Source organism: Pseudoalteromonas sp. AOP7-A1-14, assembly GCF_052376275.1.
Classification (GTDB): Bacteria; Pseudomonadota; Gammaproteobacteria; order Enterobacterales; family Alteromonadaceae; genus Pseudoalteromonas.
Window position 1 is genome coordinate 1 of the sequence record NZ_JBQSVO010000073.1, and the last position, 19,885, is coordinate 19,885.

The 19,885-nt window shown below is 39.2% G+C and carries 20 protein-coding genes; 17 read left to right on the plus strand and 3 right to left on the minus strand.

The window, feature by feature from the left end; genetic code table 11:
- Positions 1 to 110: 110 nt before the first annotated feature.
- From ACT3RM_RS11735 to ACT3RM_RS11765, 7 genes are all read left to right on the plus strand, one after another.
- On the plus strand, positions 111 to 554 hold the full coding sequence (locus ACT3RM_RS11735; protein ID WP_441995862.1) for a hypothetical protein: 444 nt from the start codon (positions 111 to 113) through the stop codon (positions 552 to 554).
- An 88-nt stretch (positions 555 to 642) separates the two neighbouring features.
- Positions 643 to 828: a YodC family protein gene (locus ACT3RM_RS11740; RefSeq protein ID WP_192532827.1), complete on the plus strand. Its 186-nt coding sequence runs from the start codon at positions 643 to 645 to the stop codon at positions 826 to 828.
- 2 nt (positions 829 to 830) lie between these two features.
- Positions 831 to 1,100 (plus strand): DUF6953 family protein, encoded by a 270-nt coding sequence (locus ACT3RM_RS11745; RefSeq protein WP_441995864.1) that lies wholly within the window; start codon positions 831 to 833, stop codon positions 1,098 to 1,100.
- A 215-nt stretch (positions 1,101 to 1,315) separates the two neighbouring features.
- Entirely contained in the window at positions 1,316 to 1,786 is a 471-nt protein-coding gene (locus tag ACT3RM_RS11750) for a GIY-YIG nuclease family protein (RefSeq protein ID WP_197182804.1), read from the plus strand.
- A gap of 284 nt (positions 1,787 to 2,070) precedes the next feature.
- On the plus strand, positions 2,071 to 2,349 hold the full coding sequence (locus ACT3RM_RS11755; protein WP_441995251.1) for a hypothetical protein: 279 nt from the start codon (positions 2,071 to 2,073) through the stop codon (positions 2,347 to 2,349).
- Between the two features lie 427 nt (positions 2,350 to 2,776).
- Positions 2,777 to 3,676 (plus strand): nucleotidyltransferase domain-containing protein, encoded by a 900-nt coding sequence (locus ACT3RM_RS11760; protein WP_182724184.1) that lies wholly within the window; start codon positions 2,777 to 2,779, stop codon positions 3,674 to 3,676.
- A gap of 164 nt (positions 3,677 to 3,840) precedes the next feature.
- Positions 3,841 to 4,308, plus strand: a complete 468-nt coding sequence (locus ACT3RM_RS11765; RefSeq protein ID WP_441995872.1) for a Cap15 family cyclic dinucleotide receptor domain-containing protein — start codon at positions 3,841 to 3,843, stop codon at positions 4,306 to 4,308.
- Positions 4,309 to 4,336: 28 nt separating this feature from the next.
- On the opposite strand, the gene ACT3RM_RS11770 is transcribed toward ACT3RM_RS11765, so the two are convergent.
- Complete coding sequence (locus ACT3RM_RS11770; RefSeq protein ID WP_441995249.1) at positions 4,337 to 5,290, minus strand: IS110 family transposase; 954 nt, start codon at positions 5,288 to 5,290, stop codon at positions 4,337 to 4,339.
- A gap of 349 nt (positions 5,291 to 5,639) precedes the next feature.
- Between ACT3RM_RS11770 and ACT3RM_RS11775 the strand changes: the two genes are divergently transcribed.
- On the plus strand, positions 5,640 to 6,644 hold the full coding sequence (locus ACT3RM_RS11775) for a PIN domain-containing protein (protein ID WP_036972188.1): 1,005 nt from the start codon (positions 5,640 to 5,642) through the stop codon (positions 6,642 to 6,644).
- A 198-nt stretch (positions 6,645 to 6,842) separates the two neighbouring features.
- Here the strand turns inward: ACT3RM_RS11775 and ACT3RM_RS11780 are convergent, their stop codons facing one another.
- The gene (locus tag ACT3RM_RS11780; RefSeq protein WP_441993643.1) at positions 6,843 to 8,231 is read right to left on the minus strand and encodes a DEAD/DEAH box helicase; all 1,389 of its coding nucleotides are present in this window, start codon (positions 8,229 to 8,231) and stop codon (positions 6,843 to 6,845) included.
- Positions 8,225 to 8,809 (minus strand): hypothetical protein, encoded by a 585-nt coding sequence (locus tag ACT3RM_RS11785; RefSeq protein ID WP_441995247.1) that lies wholly within the window; start codon positions 8,807 to 8,809, stop codon positions 8,225 to 8,227. Before ACT3RM_RS11785 ends, ACT3RM_RS11780 begins: the two co-directional genes overlap by 7 nt.
- 156 nt (positions 8,810 to 8,965) lie before the next feature.
- On the opposite strand from ACT3RM_RS11785, the gene ACT3RM_RS11790 reads away from it, so the two are divergent.
- From ACT3RM_RS11790 to ACT3RM_RS11830, 9 genes are all read left to right on the plus strand, one after another.
- Positions 8,966 to 9,220, plus strand: a complete 255-nt coding sequence (locus ACT3RM_RS11790; protein WP_010554104.1) for a helix-turn-helix domain-containing protein — start codon at positions 8,966 to 8,968, stop codon at positions 9,218 to 9,220.
- A gap of 58 nt (positions 9,221 to 9,278) precedes the next feature.
- Positions 9,279 to 9,755: a hypothetical protein gene (locus tag ACT3RM_RS11795; RefSeq protein ID WP_441995245.1), complete on the plus strand. Its 477-nt coding sequence runs from the start codon at positions 9,279 to 9,281 to the stop codon at positions 9,753 to 9,755.
- 61 nt (positions 9,756 to 9,816) lie between these two features.
- Positions 9,817 to 10,803 (plus strand): ATP-binding protein, encoded by a 987-nt coding sequence (locus ACT3RM_RS11800; RefSeq protein ID WP_441995243.1) that lies wholly within the window; start codon positions 9,817 to 9,819, stop codon positions 10,801 to 10,803.
- 231 nt (positions 10,804 to 11,034) lie between these two features.
- The gene (locus tag ACT3RM_RS11805; protein ID WP_441995866.1) at positions 11,035 to 12,648 is read left to right on the plus strand and encodes an N-6 DNA methylase; all 1,614 of its coding nucleotides are present in this window, start codon (positions 11,035 to 11,037) and stop codon (positions 12,646 to 12,648) included.
- Complete coding sequence (locus tag ACT3RM_RS11810; protein WP_441995867.1) at positions 12,638 to 14,221, plus strand: restriction endonuclease subunit S; 1,584 nt, start codon at positions 12,638 to 12,640, stop codon at positions 14,219 to 14,221. Before ACT3RM_RS11805 ends, ACT3RM_RS11810 begins: the two co-directional genes overlap by 11 nt.
- Positions 14,222 to 14,272: 51 nt before the next feature.
- Complete coding sequence (locus tag ACT3RM_RS11815; protein ID WP_441995869.1) at positions 14,273 to 17,602, plus strand: type I restriction endonuclease subunit R; 3,330 nt, start codon at positions 14,273 to 14,275, stop codon at positions 17,600 to 17,602.
- Between the two features lie 176 nt (positions 17,603 to 17,778).
- Complete coding sequence (locus tag ACT3RM_RS11820) at positions 17,779 to 18,543, plus strand: hypothetical protein (RefSeq protein ID WP_441995058.1); 765 nt, start codon at positions 17,779 to 17,781, stop codon at positions 18,541 to 18,543.
- A 70-nt stretch (positions 18,544 to 18,613) separates the two neighbouring features.
- Entirely contained in the window at positions 18,614 to 18,898 is a 285-nt protein-coding gene (locus tag ACT3RM_RS11825) for a hypothetical protein (protein WP_182748100.1), read from the plus strand.
- Positions 18,899 to 19,033: 135 nt separating this feature from the next.
- Positions 19,034 to 19,885, plus strand: an 852-nt coding sequence (locus tag ACT3RM_RS11830) for a TniQ family protein (protein ID WP_444511380.1), incomplete at its 3' end; no start/stop codon positions are given.

Sequence of the window (19,885 nt, forward strand, 5' to 3'; positions counted from 1 at the left end):
ACCTTTAAACGGACAAAAAACAGTTTGCTGTTTTCACTTCGTTCAACATTTTAGCAAACAATTTTTTGCCGCTTAAGGTGGCGTTATACGAAATTAATGAGTCGCAATAAATGATTTGTTCAAAGTTAATAGAGCTTATTCCGTCAGCGATAATGGCTGCATTTCTGGCTTATATCGCATATCAACAAATGGCAATTAATAAAAGAAAGTTAAATCTTGATCTTTATAATAAGCGCTTTTCTGTATACACAGACACACTCCGCTTCTATCAGGAGCTTGTTGATGAGAAAGTTAGCCAAGAAACCCACCGTTCTTTTATTGCCAGTAAAGAAGCATCCAGGTTTCTATTTTCTGAAGATTCCAGTATTTTCGAGCTTCTTGACTTAATGCATTCGGAGTCATTCAAGATTACCGGCTTTAAACAGCATGGAAAGGAGGTTTCAGGAACCCCTGAGTTTGTTGAAGGGTTTAAAATTTCACAAGAAACACTTTTTTGGTTTGGCAAGCAGCTAACAGAGCTAAAAAACAAAATGAGCCCCTATTTAAACCAGTAGGCGCGTATAACAATGCAAAACAATCCACTACAAAGCCGCAGCTGTTCGCGGCGTTAGTCAATAAACTGAAAAAATAAGAGGTGTATTCATGACAAAAAACGCTAATTTCGAAGTCGGAGATATCGTAAAGATCAAGTCTGGCGGTCCAGAGATGACTGTTCGTTCTGTACCGTCACAGCATGCTGCGTACTATATTTGCCAGTGGTTTGCGGGGAAGAAACTTGAGCAGGGTAATTTTCCTAACGACTCCCTAGAATCCGTAGATAAGTCTTAATCATGACAGATGCTAAGCAAACAGCTTCATGGATGCTATCTCAGATTGAAAAAGATGGCTGCATCTACCAAGACGATGCGGTCGATCATCTTATAAAGGATGGTGCCGAAAAGCTCTTGCGCGAAAATGCAGACGGTAATCTTGTGTTAGGTCGTGAAGTCTTAGCTGAGTTTAAGAACATTACTGAGCATAATGTTGTCTGGGTAAAGCCGGATCGTTACTGGCGCTACCGAGTAGCCGAAGATGAGCCCGGGCGCGAAGCAAGAGGCTAACAAAAGCAGTCAAGGCGATGCCAAAAAGCGGCGCGCTTGCTGCTGGCGTTGAGGCTGTAGAATTACTCTTTTTTAAGAAAATAGACCGCTTTTATGAGTTCAAAATGCATTACCTAGTGTGAGAAAGCTCTTAGGTTTGCTGTAGGAGCTTATTATTTAATTGAATTCGGCTGTTGGGGTTTTTCTATAGAACCGTTAGGGCTACAAGGAGATATATGGCACTCTACTTTATCATTGAAAATGAAGACTTGGTGAACCAAAGAGTTAAGATCGGTATTAGTAATAACCCAACTCAACGTCTTAAAACTCTTCAAACGGGCAACTCCCGAAGATTAGCTCTTATGGGGTGGATCAACAGCGATAAAGACCGGAAACTAGAAAAAGAATTTCATCAGAAATACAGCACTGTAAACGTTATTGGCGAGTGGTTCGAAATAAATCACGAGATAGTTTTAGAACTACTAAAAGTGCACAGTTACTGTAGCTACATAGCCAAACAAACTAATGCTGGTGAACTGATAGGGCATGATAGTGATGGTATTCCAGAGTATGCGGACGTTTGGGAATGGGCATCACTAGATATATCAGAATTCTGCCCTGAATGTGGCAGTGGTTTAGGGCTTAGTTACAATGAAAACTATGGTGGCGAACGATGTCTTCAATGTGGGTTCACGGTGCAATCGTAGGCTTTTTTAGTGCGTTGCTAATGTCAGCGGTTGGTACTTTTGCGAAGCTAGGCTGTTCACTGAAAAGTTAAATTTATTTCGAGTAGGAGCCTAACCTTGCCCGATAACATTACTATCCGTCGTTTTGATGCAAAATAACGAGCTTAATTCCTAGCTATTGTAATTACGTGTTTACAATGATAATTATTGGTGAAATTATCAGGGTATGTAATATAGGCCTTTTTGGTGTGTTATAAACCACCAAAACCGTGTTCAATAAGCTGTTAGTTTTCAAAAGGGTGAATATGTCCAATCAAGAAAATATTACTAAAAATTATATCTTTGAATTCGACGAAATGGGTAGTAGTGAACCACCCATATCACGAAGTTATTCTGATATAAATACTCCTATATATTGCTCTAAAGAATTATGCAGCAAGCCAAGCTTACGTGTAGACGATGTAATTAATAAAATGATTGAAAACAACCTTTCAACTCAAGGTTTGTTTTGTAATGGTATTGAAGATGGAACTCGACCATGTGGCGGTTTCTTTGAAGTAAATGCTATAGGCGACAAAAACTAACTAGTTGCTTAAACGGAAAAATAACAGTTGGTCATCGCTATGCGATTATAGCCAACCATTATTTTCCGCTTAGCGAAGCGTTAACGACCGCTGTATGGCACAGAACCGCCCGTCGACACTAACTTATAATTGTCCATCGACGATTTATCAATATAACTCACCTTTGCCCCAAAATTGTTTAGCTCAGGATTCCTGACCACTTTCTCATGTCAACTCTTGACCTACATATACTAATAACAGATTATGAGCCTAGTTGAGCAATTGTGATTATCCAGGCATGTTCTGCAATTTGTGAGTGGAAGGATGTAATACACATATAGAACAATATGTTACTTCTATGGCGTCTGTATTTTATGAAAATTTTATAAATACATCGCCTGCAGAAAAGGCACTGTTAGTTGCCAAATCATCGTAGTATGGAGTATTTATGAACAGGGATTGGGAATCTGTTTTTACAACTTGGTCGCAAGGGCCAAGCAAAACAGAACAGGAGCGAGCGGAGAATGCGGAGCGCCAAATTAGACAAGCAATTCATGATAGTGAAAAGTTAAGAAATCGAAATATTAAAGTTTTTACACAAGGCTCTTATCGAAATCGTGTCAATGTTAGAAAAGATAGCGATGTTGATATTGGTGTTGTTTGTTTTGATACATTTTTCCCTGTATACCCCGATGATAATGTTAAAGCCGAATTAAATAAGAGTTTTAGTGACGGCGTTTATACTTATGCATTATTCAAGAATGAGCTTGAAGAAGCTCTTGTTTCTAGGTTTGGTAGAGAAGCTGTATCAAGAGGAAGCAAATCATTCGATATCAAAGAGAATACGTATAGAGTTGAGTCAGACGTAGCTGCATTTTTCGAACATCGCAGGTATACATCCGTAACTCATTACTTATCAGGAGTTGAAATGATTCCTGATGATTACACTCCTCCTAGAGTGAGAAATTGGCCTGAACAGCATTATCAAAATGGAGTGGCAAAGAATGACGCTACATCTAGAAGATACAAGCGAGTCGTAAGAATACTCAAAACCCTTTGCAATGAAATGGCAAGTAAAAAAATAAAATCTGCTGAAGATACGCCAAGTTTTTTAGTTGAATGTTTGGTGTTTAACGCATCAAATGAATGTTTTGGCTACCAATCTTTCAAGCCAATGGTTAGAGCTGTTCTTGCTGAACTATTCAATAATACTATGAATGATCAAAAATGTAGTGAGTGGGGTGAAGTTAGTGAACTAAAATATCTATTCCGCTCTTCGCAGCCTTGGACTCGTCAAGGAGCTCATCAGTTTATAAGTGATGCATGGGATTATGTGGGGTATGAATAATGCTAACTAGACTTCATATTTCGTCATTTGTAGGTCTCACCATAATTGTCTGGCTATTGGCTCTCTGGTTTCAAGGCATGCCTGTACTAAATGCTGACTTTCTAAAACCTTTCGGCACGGTTGTTGGCGTAATTGCGATTTTTGTTACCCTTTTTAATAAGTACATGTGGTCATGGAAAATCTTTAAGGGCTGGTATGTAAAACGGCCAGATATTAGGGGCACGTGGAAAGTAGAATTGAAAAGCAGTTGGATAAACCCCGAAACAGGAGAGGAAACTCCTCCTATTTACGGTTACGCCGTCGTTAGACAAACTTTGACTTTTCTAAGCGTACGTTTAATGACTAAAGAGTCTCGATCTATTTTAGTCGCTCATAGTATTGAACAACAAGAAGATGACGATTTATTCAAGCTTGTTGGAGTTTATCGAAACGAACCCAAAATAGAGTTACAAGGGAAACGAAGTGAAATTCACCATGGGTCGTTTGCACTAGAAGTTCATGGCTCACCCGTGTATGAGCTTGAAGGGTATTATTGGACTGATAGATCCACCAAGGGAGGAATGGAACTCACTGATAGAGTTAAAAAATTGTATGATAGCTATAATCAGGCTGAGCAAGAATTTGGCAACTAACAAGTGACTATGGTGTCAATTCCTAATTTTAAACCATTTTAGGATCCCACATGACACCATCCCTCACCATAGAATTTATGATCACTACCAGCTTTCGTATACACGCAATAATGGCTACTTTTTTAGGCTTTCCTGCTTTGACCATGCGTTGATAAAGGTCTTTAAATTTAGAGTTGCACTGAATGGCTGACATCATCGCCATATACATGGCAGTTCTTATTTTAGGTCGGCCGCCACGTATCATTCGCTTACCTTGATATACGCCACTTTCACGATTAAATGGGGCTACACCCACTAAAGAAGCTGCCTCTTTGTTGTTTACATAACCTAACTCAGGCATATCACTAAGCAAGTTAAATGCGACCACATTGCCAACACCAGGCACACTTTGGATAATGGCATTTTTTGCTTTGTATTCGTCACATTCTTCAATCAGTTTTTGAAGTTTTAAATCGACTTTATCTATTTGGTTTTTCAGTGCAGTTAAGATAGGTTTTATGAGTGACGATAGTGTTTTTGGCATTATTTGAGAGCGATTTTTCTCCATCGTTTGCATATCCATTAACTGGCGTCTTCTCGATAATAAATCGCTCATCAAGCGCATTTGCTCTGGCTTTAAAGATGATAAAGGCGGTTTAATCGCTTCACCAAAGTGAGCAATAAGTTGTGCATCAAGTTTATCCGTTTTTGCTTTTTGGCCGATAGCGCCTGCGAAGCGTTTTATGTTCACGGGATTAGCAATAACGAAGGGAATATTCGCCTCAGCGCAGGCTATAATAAAAGGCTGTTCAAGACGTCCAGTTGCCTCAATAGTAACGCGTGTTACTGGGTGTTTTATTAAGATTTGAATGGCGTGTTTAATGCCACTTTGATTGTTTTCTACAGTAAAGTAAATGTCTAAAGGCCTGATATAAATATCGAGTTGTGTTTTACCTGTATCGACACCGACGTTAATTTCATTTTGATTATTTTTTGTATTCATAATAAGCTGACTCTGCCTTGCTATTCGGGCTCGAGGCCCCGTTGACTATCCGAGTTTAATGCTTGGAGTTTATACAGCGTTCTAACTTGTTACCGGTCTCTCAATAGAGGAGCCTTCAATCAATCGAACTACTGTATAAAAGGCTTTGGTTGCAGCCAAAGCTTGGGCCTCACATTACCCGAACTAGGTTAGAATAATAATTAATTTATGGGGTTATTATCCATACAAGTCATTCAAAGGACAAAAAAGTAGCTGGATTTTGCTCCTTCGTCGCTAATTTTAGCCAGCTATTTTATTGCCTCTGATTGAGGCGTTAACTCTACTGAAAAAGTTCATCATTTGAGGTTATATGAATTATATATGTCTTGATACTTGCGTATTTCTTGATATTTCAACGAAAAAGCAAGATCTTGCTTTGGTTTCAGCTTTGGAAGAGCTAGTCGAAACCGATGTGGTGAAACTGGTTGTTACAGACTTGGTTGCTGAAGAGTACGAGAGAAATAAAGAAGATGTTGCAAACAAGACTGCAAGACGATTGTCTCAAGAGTTTAAACAAGTAAAAGCTGTGGTAAGTGAGTTCGCTAGTGCAAACCAAGAGCAAACGCTCGAAGTGCTAAATGACATAAATGCACGATTGCCTTTATTAACAGATGCCAATTACAGCACAATCAACAGAGTCGAAAAACTAATCCAGTCTGCGGAGCTAATTAATATTAGTGAGCGTTCAAAAGTTGCAGCGGTTCAACGTGGCTTGGATAAAAAAGCCCCATTTCATATCAGTAAAAACTCGGTTGCAGACGCTGTTATTATCGAGCAGTTTTATGAGTTTTCGCTTGATGTTGATGCTACTGATAGCTGCTTCTTTATCACTCACAATCACAATGATTTTTCAGCCAAAGACCATAGAAAACCACATGAAGACTTCGACGATATTTTTAATCGTGAAAATGTTCATTATTTCAATAATCTTGCATCAGCTTTGAACATCATTGATGAGGATGTGTTGGCTGAGATCGAGTTTGAGTACGATTACACTGAAGAAACTCGTGGCTTACGAGAAATTCTTGATGTAATGGACGAGTTGGTGGATAAAGTTTGGTACAACAGACACCAGAATAGGATGTGGCAGATCGAACATGGTGAAATTGAAGTTGTGCCGGAGGGTACCGAACGGTACGGAAGTGCTGTCATACATGAACATATCCTAGAGGGTGCAATTAAATCTGCACAAAAAGTCGAAAGTAAGTATGAGGACACCGGTCCGTGGTCGGACTTTGAATGGGGTATGATAAATGGCAAATTATCAGCCTTACGTTGGGTTCTTGGCGACGAATGGGATATGTTAGACACCTAACCTAGCGTAGTTTTAACAAACGCCCAAGGGAGCAACCTACTTTTCCTAATCTAACAGATACACTATGGAGCACTAGTTCTAAAACGAAACTGTCCAAAAACGAGTTTATCTGACCGTCTGCTTCGCTCATAGGGGCCTGCCAGATGAAACCTAAGCCTAACCATTAAAACTCTATTGTGATATATGAATCACTCTAAATTACCCTATTACAAAAGCCTCAATAACCCGCTCTCTAAACCCACCAAAGGCATGTAAATAACTTGATTCTTTAGGTTCAGTCTTCAGCTGACTAGGTTCTTTTTCTTCCCATGAAAAAAATAAATCATCAATTTGAGCAACCGGCTGACTACCGGACCGCGTGGAGTATGTCTTTTTATGGTTCTCTGTTCCAAGATACTCATTAGCTATGGCATTATTTCTTATCAATACGCAAGTGTCGGGTAACTCTTGGTCAATTCTATTTGCAAAGGTGCTTAGTGTTTCTTCGGCGAGGGTGAATAGCCAAGCTTCTTGGTTGGGCGAGCTGTTTACTCTTAATATACGGCCAAGTACCTGCCTGAAATAAAGCTCGGTTTTAACTCTGCTTAAATGGCAACATACTTGTAGTCTTGGTATGTCAGTGCCTTCCGACACCATTCCAACGCTTACAATCCATTGTGTGTTGCTTAAGCGAAAATGGCTGATTCTATCGCCAGCATCACTTTCTTTGTAAGTAACTATGGTTGCTGATTGATGGAAAAACTCTGTGAGTACCGTAACTATTTGCTCTGCATGTTCAACAGAAGAGGCAACAATTAACCCTGCGGCATTACTATTCTGCTGCCTAATAGTGGCAAGTTTGCTTACACCTTGAGCAACAATGTAATTAATGACAGCTTCGTGCTTAATTAGATCTTGGTAAGAAATTGATGGATCTTTTAACAAAGACTTTAATGAGTTATAGGTTTTAGTTTCCTGTTTCGTGGTTGTTACCGATATTTCTTCATTATCAACTAAAACAATTTTAGGGTTGCGACATACCCCATCATTTACGGCCTGTTGCAGCGAGTAAGTGTAATTACATATTATTTTATTATCAGGGTCGCTATAAGTTGCCAGCGCGATAGGAAGAAGGTCAGAGCGCCAAGGTGTGCCTGTCAACGCTAACGTAAAAGCAGCGTGCTGTTGAATGTTTTTAACAATATCTTGTCCCCATATATTGGCATCCTCAATGCTTGAACCAGCACAGTGGTGTATTTCATCAAACACCACTAACACGCGGTTGTTCCTTAATAACTTCCAGTAGTCGTCATTAAAAAAGCGCATATTTTGATAAGTATACGAGCAACCAACTGAGCCAATAACACCGTCAAAATTACAATTTAACCGTTTAGCAAAGGTCTTTCTAATACCATTGGCCACCTCGCTAGAGGGTGAAAAACAAATCACAAAGTCTATTTGCTTAGTTTCAAATAAATAAGCGGCTACTTTTGCTGCCAACACAGTTTTACCAGCCCCTGGTGTAGCTAAACAAAAAAAGTGCTTATAGCTTTGGGAATAATGCTTTTTAACTGCCGATAAGCAGGCTGTTTGCCAAGCCCTCAACATAGCGGCTTTTCAATTTTTTCATTACCCAATAAAGTTTGCAAAGCATTTATTTTACCGAGTAATTTAATCGATTTTTCTTTAGCCTGAGTGTGATGTAGCTGCAATTGTTCATGTAGTTTAGGGTAACGCGCAGTAAGGCGTTTATACTCTTTAGCTTCTTCAAGCACGGTATTTAAATCAATTTCGTATGTTAATAAATCTTTTTTAAGCTCATCTTGGTACTCTGTAATTTGAAGCTTTTCAACTTTGGCGTTAGTAGAGTTATTATTAATAATCTCAATGCTTTTTGCACTACTTCCTCTTGAACTCGGCACAATTTCTAAATTTAAAAAAAGCTCTGTTTTTGAATAAATAACTTCCTTATATCCCTTGTTTACTTTATTGGTTCGTTTTAAGAGTCCTTTTGCAACATTGCGAGTTAATTGACGATATATAAACTTTCGGGTTTCTACCGCATCGGTAAACTCAGATTGTTCATGCAATAAAGCATCTTTCGCCTCTGTTACAGTGAAATTATTCATCTGCTTGATTACCAAAAGAAAATGTAAAAATACATTCATATTCGCTTGCTTACTCATTGCTAAACCTTACTACTCGCCATAAACTTAGGATTCCTAAGTATACATGCTCATGTAAAAACTAGACAATCATTTAAATGTGAGAGTTACCAAGATGAAGCAACGGTGCAGGTTAAATCCTTTTTTACAGAGCGTCTTAAAGAGGCTCGAAAACGAATGAAAATAAGCCAAAAAGAGTTAGGTATTAAAATGGGAATGGACCCAAGCTCTGCTAGCGGCAGGATGAACCATTACGAAACGGGTCGCCATATGCCCGACTTAGCAACTTTAAAAAAGCTAGCGACCGAGCTAAATGTTCCCGTAAATTACTTTTTTTGTGAATCAGAAGAAAGCGCAACCCTTGCCTGTTTAATCGAAAAGCTTGACGAAGAAGGCAAGCGTAAGCTTATTCAACTACTAGAATCAGAATAGTAAATCTTGTAATTCGAGAAAAGTTTTTAGTTTATTTATCATATAAATAAGGACGTTTATGAGAATTATCCCATTAATATTAGTTACTTTATTTTTATTGGGCTGTGATAGAAAGCCTGTAACTTATGATGAATGTATTCTTGAGCATATGAAAGGCGTCAAAAGTGATGTTGGTGCAAAGTTAATCCATAAATCTTGTTACGAAAAAAATAAAAAGCAAACCACGCCTAAAGAAATTAAACAACTTGGAGTTAAAGAACGGCTAAACTTAACCGGTCGTGCAAGTTTAGGTTATTCAAATTATTATTCCGGTAATATCTACAATGGTAATGAATCAATTACAGTTACAGAGTTAAAGGTTAAAATTACGACTGTAGATGGAAAAAAGGAAACCTCAAGATATTATATTAGTAAGGTTAATATCCCTCCTTTAACGAGTAAAGGCTTTGGTTTCGATATAATTCTAGGTGGAAATGGCTCTGAGTATACATGGGCCATTTCTTCAGCTAAGGGTTATGAAGTAAAACAGCCCTAATTTTAAAGTGAATTATATCGTTTGTAACTATTAGCACAGCGGATTAGTGAGTAGAAACGCAATGAAGACCATACTTTTTCCTCGGAATTTAGGCCGAGATACACTCAAATCTTTTTTTAATGAGTTAGAAGACAACCAGAATACACCAGAAATTTTAATCGATTGCACTACCTTGAAGTTTTCGTACCCAGGTGGGATGCTGATCGCAGGTTCTAAAATTCGAAAATGGATAAAATACAGGAGAGAAAGCGGATTAAGCACAAGAATAAAAGGTCACGATAGTTCTGGCGATGCGCATAGTTATCTTCGCCATTTAGGTTTTTTTGATTTTATTGGTATGGATGAAGGAAATGAAGTTGGTGAGGCTCAAGGTTCCATGACTTACCTACCAATAACCAGAATAGAAAAGCCAGTGTTTGATTTACAAACACAAAATATTCAACAGTGGTATGACGAAATCACAGGTAAGGTCAGGCGCTTTGCAAATTTGCTATCAGGGACGCAACTGGAAACAGAAGAAAATAGGCTTTATCGCTATGCACTAAGAGAGATCGTAAGAAATGTATTTGAGCATTCGTTAACAAATGAATGTTATTTATGTGGGCAACGATGGGTGAATGGGCGTGTTGAAGTCGCTGTAATAGATGAGGGGGTTGGAATATCATCTTCTCTAGGTCGTTCATTTAAATTTGAATCAGAAATAGATGCGCTACTGAATGCTATAAAGCCAGGTGTCTCAGGTACGACTGAAATCGTTGAGTCTGAAAATATTTATAAAAACTCGGGGTTTGGACTATATGTATTAGAGCAATTAGTCTCTTCATTCGGTTGGTTTATGCTCGGTAGCGGCAGTGCAAAAATTGTATCGCAAGGTAGAACCATAAATAAGCAAACCCTTAATTTTGCTGGCACCTACATAGGGCTCAGACTAAACAAGGCGCCAAGCCAATTTTTAGGAATATTTGAAGATATTATTAATATGGGAGAGCATGAAGCTGAAGAGTCTGGAATAAAAGTAAAAGCTTCAGGGATATCTAAGTTAATCTAAAGTTATTTAGGTTTAGCTATAGCATTTTAGTGAATGCTTTATAGCTAATATATTTATAGTTTCCGTAAATCAAAATATAGTTTATAAAGAGCCATTCTCTTAAGGGAATAATACATACAATTACTCCTATCTTCTAATAGCAATTTATTACTAATTAACGCTCAAAAAACCACGACCTTTGCGGTATGATAAGCCAATAATTATATTGATATTCTTGCAAAGAGAGACCACATGGACGCTGCATCAAAAAAGCCTGCAACAAAAAAAGCCACAAAAAAAACACAAGTCGGGTTTGAAGAGTCCCTTTGGGACGCCGCCAATAAACTGCGCGGGAGTGTTGAGTCAGCCGAATATAAGCACATTGTTTTAAGCTTAATCTTTCTTAAATTTATTAGTGACAAGTTTGAAGGGCGTAAAAAAGCCATTGCTAGCGAGTACGGTGATGAGTACATCGACATGGTTGACTTTTACGCGATGGATAACGTGTTTTACCTACCAGAAGACGCACGCTGGTCGTACATTCAAACCAACGCCAAGCAAGGCGATATAGCCGTTAAAATAGATACCGCACTACACGCGGTTGAAAAAAACAATAAATCACTCGCTGGCGCATTGCCAGATAACTACTTTTCACGCTTAGGGCTTGATGCCAGTAAGCTTTCAGCGCTTATCGATACCATTAATAATATCGACACTATTGCCAACCAAAACGAAAAAACAGAAGAAGACTTAGTTGGCCGTGTTTACGAATACTTTTTAGGTAAATTTGCTGCATCTGAAGGTAAAGGCGGGGGGGAGTTCTATACGCCTAAGTCTATTGTTACCCTCATAGCCGATATGATTGAGCCATTTGAAGGTAAAATTTACGACCCTTGTTGTGGCTCGGGCGGTATGTTTGTGCAATCGCTTAAATTTATAAATAGCCATAACGGTAACCAAAAAAATGTGTCTATTTATGGGCAAGAGTACACCAACACCACTTATAAACTGGCTAAAATGAACCTTGCTGTGCGCGGTATTTCGGGTAACTTAGGCGATATAGCGGGCGATACCTTTTTTAAAGATCAACACCCCGACCTAAAAGCCGATTACATCATGGCAAACCCACCGTTTAACCAAAAACAGTGGCGCGCCGATAACGAGCTAGTCGACGATGCCCGTTGGACGGGTTACCCAACACCGCCTACCGGTAATGCCAACTATGCGTGGATCATGCATATGATCTCAAAATTGAGCGAGCATGGCACCGCAGGCTTTGTACTCGCTAATGGGTCAATGAGTTCTAACACCAGTGGCGAGGGCGATATTCGCCAAAAAATAATCGAAAACGATTTAGTCGATTGCATGATAGCCCTACCAGGGCAGCTGTTTTACACCACGCAAATTCCGGTGTGTTTATGGTTTATAAGTAAAGACAAACGCGGTAATAACGAAAAAGGCTTATTAAAGCGCCGCGACCGCCAAGGCGAAACCCTATTTATAGACGCCCGCGAAATGGGCTCTATGGTAAATCGTACCCTAAAAGAGCTCACCAACGACGACATAGCTAAAATAACCGAAACCTACCACCTTTGGCGTGGCGAAGAGCTAAACACAAATACAGAGCAAGAATATGCAGATATCGCCGGTTACTGTAAATCAGCCACCCTTGCCGATATAAAAGCGAACGACTACGTACTGACCCCAGGGCGCTATGTAGGCGCTGCCGATATTGTAGATGATGGTATCTCGTTCGAGACTAAAATGACTGAGCTTAGCCAAACGCTTTACAGCCAAATGAGCCAAAGCGATGAGCTTGATAAAGCGATTCGTAAAAACTTGGAGGCGTTGGGTTATGGCCGATAAGCAAAAGTTATTATGGGAATCATCTGGAGGTATAATCCCTGAGGGTTGGAGTCTAGTTTCTTTAAGTAGTCTTCTGCAAAACCCAAAGTCTATGTCTGTTGGGGTGATGTACCCAGGGAAACACTATGATGATGGGATACCACTGATAAGAGTCAGTGATGTAAAAAATGGAGGAGTAGCATCAAAACCAGATTTTTGTATTTCGGCGGATGTTGACGAAGAGTACAAAAGAACTCGTCTATCTGGTGAGGAGCTTCTTATTACATTGGTAGGAAATCCCGGAGATTGCGTTATTGCAACTCAAGAAATGTCAGGCTGGAATGCAGCAAGAGCGATTGCTGTACTTAGATTAGAAGATCCAGCATTACGACAATGGGTGCGTATAGTTTTGCTAAGTGGCCCTTCCAAACACATTATTGACTCAAGACTAAACACGACTGTTCAGAAGACCCTAAACTTGAAAGATATACGCGAGTTACCTATTCCAATGCCTCCTGCAAGTTTAAGAGAGCGCCTCTGTTCAATATCTAAAAAGCTTGAGGAAAAAAGTTTGATTAATCATCAAACCAACCAAACCCTAGAACAAATGGCGCAGGCTTTATTTAAAAGCTGGTTTGTTGATTTTGATCCTGTATTCGACAACTTACTTGCTAGCGCTGATTTTAAGTTAGAAAACCTTGAAACTAGTCTGCCTGACGAGTTAAAACAAAAAGCGCAGCGCCGCTTGGCGGCACTTAATAGTTTAGAAAATGCGGCACAATGTAAAGCGTCACTCATTGCGCTCGCTCACGAGTTACAAGCACAACTACCAACAAAAGAAACAACACAGGCAGCAGAGCAAATATCAGAAAAAGCCGCTGAAACACCCGTTAAAGCAAACTTTAGCGCCAATCCTAACATATTAGCGCAACACGCCAACGCCCACGCCCACTTCCCCAATGAGTTCGAACACAACGAACAACTAGGCTGGATACCAAAGGGCTGGGAAGTGAAGCCACTAGATGAAATTGCAAAATATCAAAATGGTTTAGCTCTTCAAAAATTTAGACCTGAACTAGGCGAAGAATCATTACCAGTACTCAAAATAGCACAATTAAGAGCAGGTTTTACTGATGGCAAAGAGTTAGCGAAAGCCTCTATCAAGCAATCCTGTATTGTCGATGACGGTGATGTGGTCTTTTCATGGTCAGGTTCGTTATTGGTCGATACTTGGTGTGGTGGGAAAGCGGCATTGAATCAGCATCTATTTAAAGTTACGTCTGAAGAGTTCCCTAAGTGGTTTTATTATCAATATACTTTATTTCACCTAAAGCAGTTTCAAAAGATTGCAGCTGACAAGGCCGTTACTATGGGCCATATAAAACGAGAACATTTATCTCAGGCGATGTGTGTAATACCAAAAGATGAAAGTATGATGCTAGGCGGTAAAATTACTTCTTTAATAGATCAGAGTATAAGAGTGAGAATTCAAAATAAAACTCTAACAAAACTCCGCGACACTTTACTACCCAAACTCATCTCTGGTGAATTGCAAATACCCGATGAAGCCACTGATGAAAAAACATTAGATTAATAACCTAAGCTGAGCGTTTAAAGGCCACAAAAACAAGAATAAGGATGTTTGATGAAATTTACTGAAGCCAAATTAGAACAAGCGGTGGTTGAGCTATTAGGCGAGCAAGGCTATCCGCATTTATTGGGCGGTGAGCTTAGCCGCAATAATAGCGATGTACTGATAAAAGAAGACTTGCGTGCTTTTTTAACTAAGCGTTACGCTAAAAATAATATTACAGCGGGTGAGGTAGACTCAATAATTGCCAAGCTTGAAAAGCTGCCTGCCAGTGATTTATACGAGAGCAATAAAACCTTTTGTAAATGGCTGAGTGATGGCTTTTTATTGAGCCGCGAGCGAGGCAAGGTAGCAGGCAACGCAGCGCAAAAAGATTTGTATATTCAGCTGCTAGATTACGACAACGTTGAGCAAGGCATTAAAAGTAGCTTAGCAGCAGGCAGTGCTATGGCTGATGTTGCTTTGAATAACGTGAATGAAGCAAGCGTGACTTATCTGCGAGACGATAACATTTATCGGTTTGTTACTCAGTTAGAAATAGAAAGCCCCACAAGCTACGACAATATTGAACTGCGCATTCCCGATGGCATTTTATATGTAAACGGCTTGCCGTTGGTGGTGTTTGAATTTAAAAGCGCAATACGCGAACAAGCCCCTATATTTGAAGCGTATGAGCAGTTAACGGTGCGCTACCGCCGCGCTATTCCGCAGTTATTTGTGTTTAATACCCTGTGCGTTATAAGCGATGGCGTAAACAACAAAATGGGTAACTTATTTGCGCCGTACCAGTTTTTTTACTCGTGGGGTAAAGTAACGGGGCAAGAACTAACCGCGCAAGAGGGGATTAACTCGTTACATACCTTATTGCAGGGCTTGTTTGACAAAGCGCGCTTGCGCGATGTAATGCGCAATTTTGTATTCTTCCCCGATTCTGATAATAAAAACGCGGGTAAAAAAGAGATAAAAATTGTGCCGCGTTACCCGCAATATTATGCGGCTAATAAACTGTTCGACAATATAAAACAGCATTTAAAGCCCCAAGGCGATGGTAAAGGCGGTACGTACTTTGGCGCAACGGGTTGCGGTAAAAGTTACACCATGCAATTTTTAACACGCTTGTTGATGAAAAGCGTTGAACTTAAAAGCCCCACCATTATTTTAATTACCGACCGAACCGATTTAGACGATCAACTTTCGCAGCAGTTTGGTAATGCTAAAAACTACATTGGCGACGACACAGTTAAAACTGTTGCCAGCCGTACTCACTTACGCGAATTACTTGAAGGGCGTAACAGTGGCGGTGTATTTTTAACCACCATTCATAAGTTTACCGAAGACACCCAGTTATTAACCGACCGCACTAACGTTATTTGTATTTCTGATGAGGCGCATCGTAGCCAAGTTAATCTTGATCAAAAAATTACCATTACCGAAAAAGGTGTAAAAAAGACCTTTGGTTTTGCTAAATACCTGCACGACTCACTGCCCAATGCTACTTACGTTGGTTTTACTGGCACGCCAGTGGACGCCACGCTGGACGTGTTTGGTGAAGTAGTTGACTCGTACACCATGACTGAGTCGGTTAAAGATGAAATAACCGTACGCATTGTTTACGAAGGCCGCGCCGCTAAGGTGTGTTTAAACAATAGCAAGCTGGCTGAAATTGAAGCTTATTACAAAGAATGCGCCGATGCAGGCAGTAACGAGCTGCAAATAGAAGACAGTAAAAAAGCCACCGCTAACATGAATAGCATTCTAGGCGATCCTGACCGCATTAAAGTGTTAGCAAGGGACTTTGTTGAACATTATGAAAAACGCGTTGAGGAAGGCTCTACGGTCGCAGGAAAGGCGATGTTTGTGTGTAGCTCGCGAGGCATTGCCTATCAGTTGTATCAAGAACTAGAAGAACTACGCCCACATTGGTTTGATGTAGTCGACTCTTTAAACGAGAAGGACAACGCGCAAAAGCTATCAGATACCGAGCGAAAGCGCGCCATTAGCGAAGGCCGTATTGCAGCTCCTTCTGAAAAAGTAAAAATGGTGATGACGCGTGGTAAAGACGACGTTGAGCGCTTATATAATTTACTTGGCAGTAAAGACGAACGTAAAGAGCTTGATAAGCAATTTAAAAACAAAAATTCAAACTTCAAAATTGCCATAGTAGTAGATATGTGGCTAACCGGTTTTGACGTGCCATTTTTAGACACCATGTACATAGATAAGCCACTGCAAAAGCACAGCTTAATACAAACTATTTCGCGGGTTAACCGCCAGTTTGAAGGTAAAGACAAAGGCTTAGTGGTAGATTATATTGGTATTAAATCTGAAATGAACAAAGCCCTAGCGCAGTATTCAAAAACAGACGAAACCAACTTTGAAGATATTACCGCCTCGGTTATTGAAGTAAAAAACCACTTAGCGTTACTTGCAGAGTTATTTCATAAATTTGACAGCAGCCCATACTTTACCGGTGAAGCCGTTGCCCAACTTAATTGTTTAAACCACGCCGCTGAGTTTGCACTTATTACCGAAAAACGCCAAAAGCGCTTTATGGATTTAGTTAAGCGTCTTAAAGCCGCTTACGATGTTTGTTGCGGCAGTGAAAAAATTAACGAGAGTGAGCGTAACCACATTCACTTTTACCTTGCCATTCGCTCTATTATTTACAAACTAACCAAAGGTGAAGCGCCCGATACTGCGCAAATGAACGCCAAAGTACGTGAAATGATAAGCGAAGCCCTACAAAGCGACGGCGTAGAAGAAGTATTTAAACTCGGTAATGAAGACGGCGGTGAAATCGACATTTTTAATGACGACTACATCGCCAAAATAGAAAAAATAAAACTCCCCAATACTAAAATTAAAATACTGCAACAAATGCTAGCCAAAGCCATAGGTGAGCTTAAAAAAGTAAATCAAACCCAAGGTATCGACTTTACTAAACGCTTTGAATCGCTGGTACAGCGCTACAACGAGCGAAAAGAAGATGACGTACTGGTAAGTAGCGTACTTGATGATTTTTCAGAAAGTATGGTTGATATGATTTACAGCGTACGCGACGAAATGAACGCCGGCGACGAGCTAGGAATTGATATTGAAGAAAAAGGATTTTACGACGCGTTAAAAGCACTCGCAATCAAATACGATTTCGACTACCCCGAAGATAAGCTAATCGAGCTCGCCCAAGCGGTAAAAGTAATTGTAGACGACAAAGTAAAATTTGTAGATTGGAACCACCGCGACGATATTAAATCATCCCTAAAAGTAGAGCTGATTTTGATACTCGCTAAATTTAAATACCCACCAATCAGCCATGATGAAGTGTACAAAGAAATATTTGAGCAAGCGCAGAGTTTTAAAATAAATAGAGTTAAAGATAATTAGAGAAATTTATAAGTGTGAATGAGTGGACGTTTTGAAAGTAAAATTGAATGTGTAGCTCATGAGATAACTTATTACGTGATTCACTAAATTTATTTTTGTTAAAAACTAGTACAAAAGATAGACCCGTTTTTCGGGTAATAACACACTCAAAACTTAAATTAAAAGGAATTTGACTAATGGCTAAAAACTATAAAATTACTAAAAGTGGCTTTACTGTAAAAGATACAAAAACAAATCATATTTTAAAGGTAACTTACAAAAATGGAGTTTATCAGGGGATTGTTACAATGCCGGAGCAAAGCATACAGTTGCCATTATCAGCTTGGAAAAAAGGAGAAAACCCTTTTAGTAATGACACTTGTTTTGAGGGAAGGCAAACAGGCTACTCACCACAAGGATACTGGTGGTTCAGCATAAATACGGCACTACCTTTTAGCCAAATTTTGGCTGAGGTTGAAGCATTAAGTAGTACGGGTAGCTTTTTAAAAAAATTATTTATGCCAAAGGTTAAAAATAAAGCAAAGCTACTAGATGTTGTTAAAAAGCAAAATCAAACAGGTTATATGTTTGTAGATATAATTAATGATCTTGGTGAGTCAACAGAAGGCATCATGGCTAGTTCAAAGTTGATTCAGATGACATATGGTTACGCTAGGAGGGCCGCTGCAATGGCCCTTTACCTTCAAGGTTTAATTGAAAAAGATGGGTATGATCACAATTTATCATTTTTTAAAGCCATACAGCTAAAGACTGAACAGTCAGTTGATTTTCAAGAGCAAGCCTTTACTGATGCTATTGAGTACATGCAAACATATAACCCTATTATTACCCGTATGCTAGTAAAAAAAATGGCTATGATAGCTCAAAACTTTGAAGTTCCTGATGAAGAATTAAATGACGGAGAATTGATAAGTATAATTATGGAAACTTATACAAATTAGCTTAATCATTTATTTTTCTTTTTGTTAAATAATTTCAACCAACCTTATAAAAGATAGTAAAGGTTATCCAATGACAAGATCCAAACTACAGCGAATAGCATTTGTTCAACTATCTCCAAATGGTAAGTTGTATCCTATGAAGTGTGATAGGGAGGATCTTGGAAGTGGTGACGATGTAGAAGTTCTAATGTCGGTAGGCTCTGAAAATGAGCGTTATCTTGAGGGAAAAATAATTTCAGTTTCTTATGAAAGATGGAATTGTAGCTGTTATGTAGTTAATCATGTGCGTGAAGTCAGTTATGAAATTGAAAATGAAGGATTTATTAGAACTGTTAATCTAACAGAAAAATCATAAACCTATATAGCGCTATTAAGAGTCAGTAATAGTATATAGGGCAGCTATACAATAATATTATTTATGATGTGGCTTGCATATTAAATGGGATGGCTTTATCTTTTAGCTTAGGATTACTAAGTTTTAAGGTGTTGGATGGCTTTTCTATTTTCTCCCAAGGCTCGGGCATTTTCTGACGAATCGTTGGAAAGTTACTTATTACGGGTCGTTTCAGAGAATTTTTTCGATTCGTATCAAGAGCTAAGCTTAGCTATTCGCGAAGAGCTACATGAGCTTGATTTTGAGGCGCATGGTGCATTCCCGATAGATTTAAAAAGACTCAACGTATACCACGCCAAGCATAATAGCCACTTTAGGATGCGGGCTTTAGGTTTACTCGAAACATTATTAGATTTACCTCGATACGAGCTACAAAAACTGGCTTTGTTAAAGTCAGATATTAAATTTAACTCCTCAGCTGCCTTATATAAAAATGGCGTAGATATTCCCCAGAAATTTATTCGTTATCACGCCGAGGCAGCCGTTGATTCGATTCCGGTATGCCCACAATGTCTTGCAGAAGAAGCTTATATAAAACAAAGCTGGCACATAAAGTGGGTAGATGCATGTACTAAACATCAGTGTACTTTGGCTCATAACTGCTCTGAATGCTGCGCTCCAATTAACTATATAGAAAATGAGTCAATCACTCATTGTTCATGCGGTTTTGAGCTAACTTGTGCTAGTACCTCGCCTGTAAATACTTTAAGCATTGAGCACTTAAATAAATTGCTGGATAAAAGTGAGCGCAATGATAGCCACTCGCTGTTTAACAGCACTACTCTTACAGAACGCTTTGCTGCGCTTCTTTGGTATCAGGGGCGGTATTCTCAAACAGATAACTTTTGTTTAGATGACGCTGTGGATTATTTTAGTATGTGGCCAGCAGTTTTTTATAAAGAGCTTGATGAACTAAGTAAAAATGCAGAAATGAAGCTAATAGATCTC

Excerpts from the sequence above, each read along its gene's own strand:
- ACT3RM_RS11755 (WP_441995251.1), top strand. The coding sequence starts at position 2,071 with ATGTCCAATCAAGAAAATATTACTAAAAATTATATCTTTGAATTCGAC.
- ACT3RM_RS11785 (WP_441995247.1), bottom strand. The coding sequence starts at position 8,809 with ATGAGTAAGCAAGCGAATATGAATGTATTTTTACATTTTCTTTTGGTA.
- ACT3RM_RS11745 (WP_441995864.1), top strand. The coding sequence starts at position 831 with ATGACAGATGCTAAGCAAACAGCTTCATGGATGCTATCTCAGATTGAA.
- ACT3RM_RS11770 (WP_441995249.1), bottom strand. The coding sequence starts at position 5,290 with ATGAATACAAAAAATAATCAAAATGAAATTAACGTCGGTGTCGATACA.
- ACT3RM_RS11760 (WP_182724184.1), top strand. The coding sequence starts at position 2,777 with ATGAACAGGGATTGGGAATCTGTTTTTACAACTTGGTCGCAAGGGCCA.
- ACT3RM_RS11800 (WP_441995243.1), top strand. The coding sequence starts at position 9,817 with ATGAAGACCATACTTTTTCCTCGGAATTTAGGCCGAGATACACTCAAA.
- ACT3RM_RS11825 (WP_182748100.1), top strand. The coding sequence starts at position 18,614 with ATGACAAGATCCAAACTACAGCGAATAGCATTTGTTCAACTATCTCCA.
- ACT3RM_RS11820 (WP_441995058.1), top strand. The coding sequence starts at position 17,779 with ATGGCTAAAAACTATAAAATTACTAAAAGTGGCTTTACTGTAAAAGAT.
- ACT3RM_RS11780 (WP_441993643.1), bottom strand. The coding sequence starts at position 8,231 with ATGTTGAGGGCTTGGCAAACAGCCTGCTTATCGGCAGTTAAAAAGCAT.
- ACT3RM_RS11740 (WP_192532827.1), top strand. The coding sequence starts at position 643 with ATGACAAAAAACGCTAATTTCGAAGTCGGAGATATCGTAAAGATCAAG.
- ACT3RM_RS11735 (WP_441995862.1), top strand. The coding sequence starts at position 111 with ATGATTTGTTCAAAGTTAATAGAGCTTATTCCGTCAGCGATAATGGCT.
- ACT3RM_RS11795 (WP_441995245.1), top strand. The coding sequence starts at position 9,279 with ATGAGAATTATCCCATTAATATTAGTTACTTTATTTTTATTGGGCTGT.
- ACT3RM_RS11765 (WP_441995872.1), top strand. The coding sequence starts at position 3,841 with ATGTGGTCATGGAAAATCTTTAAGGGCTGGTATGTAAAACGGCCAGAT.
- ACT3RM_RS11750 (WP_197182804.1), top strand. The coding sequence starts at position 1,316 with ATGGCACTCTACTTTATCATTGAAAATGAAGACTTGGTGAACCAAAGA.
- ACT3RM_RS11790 (WP_010554104.1), top strand. The coding sequence starts at position 8,966 with ATGAAAATAAGCCAAAAAGAGTTAGGTATTAAAATGGGAATGGACCCA.
- ACT3RM_RS11805 (WP_441995866.1), top strand. The coding sequence starts at position 11,035 with ATGGACGCTGCATCAAAAAAGCCTGCAACAAAAAAAGCCACAAAAAAA.
- ACT3RM_RS11810 (WP_441995867.1), top strand. The coding sequence starts at position 12,638 with ATGGCCGATAAGCAAAAGTTATTATGGGAATCATCTGGAGGTATAATC.
- ACT3RM_RS11775 (WP_036972188.1), top strand. The coding sequence starts at position 5,640 with ATGAATTATATATGTCTTGATACTTGCGTATTTCTTGATATTTCAACG.
- ACT3RM_RS11815 (WP_441995869.1), top strand. The coding sequence starts at position 14,273 with ATGAAATTTACTGAAGCCAAATTAGAACAAGCGGTGGTTGAGCTATTA.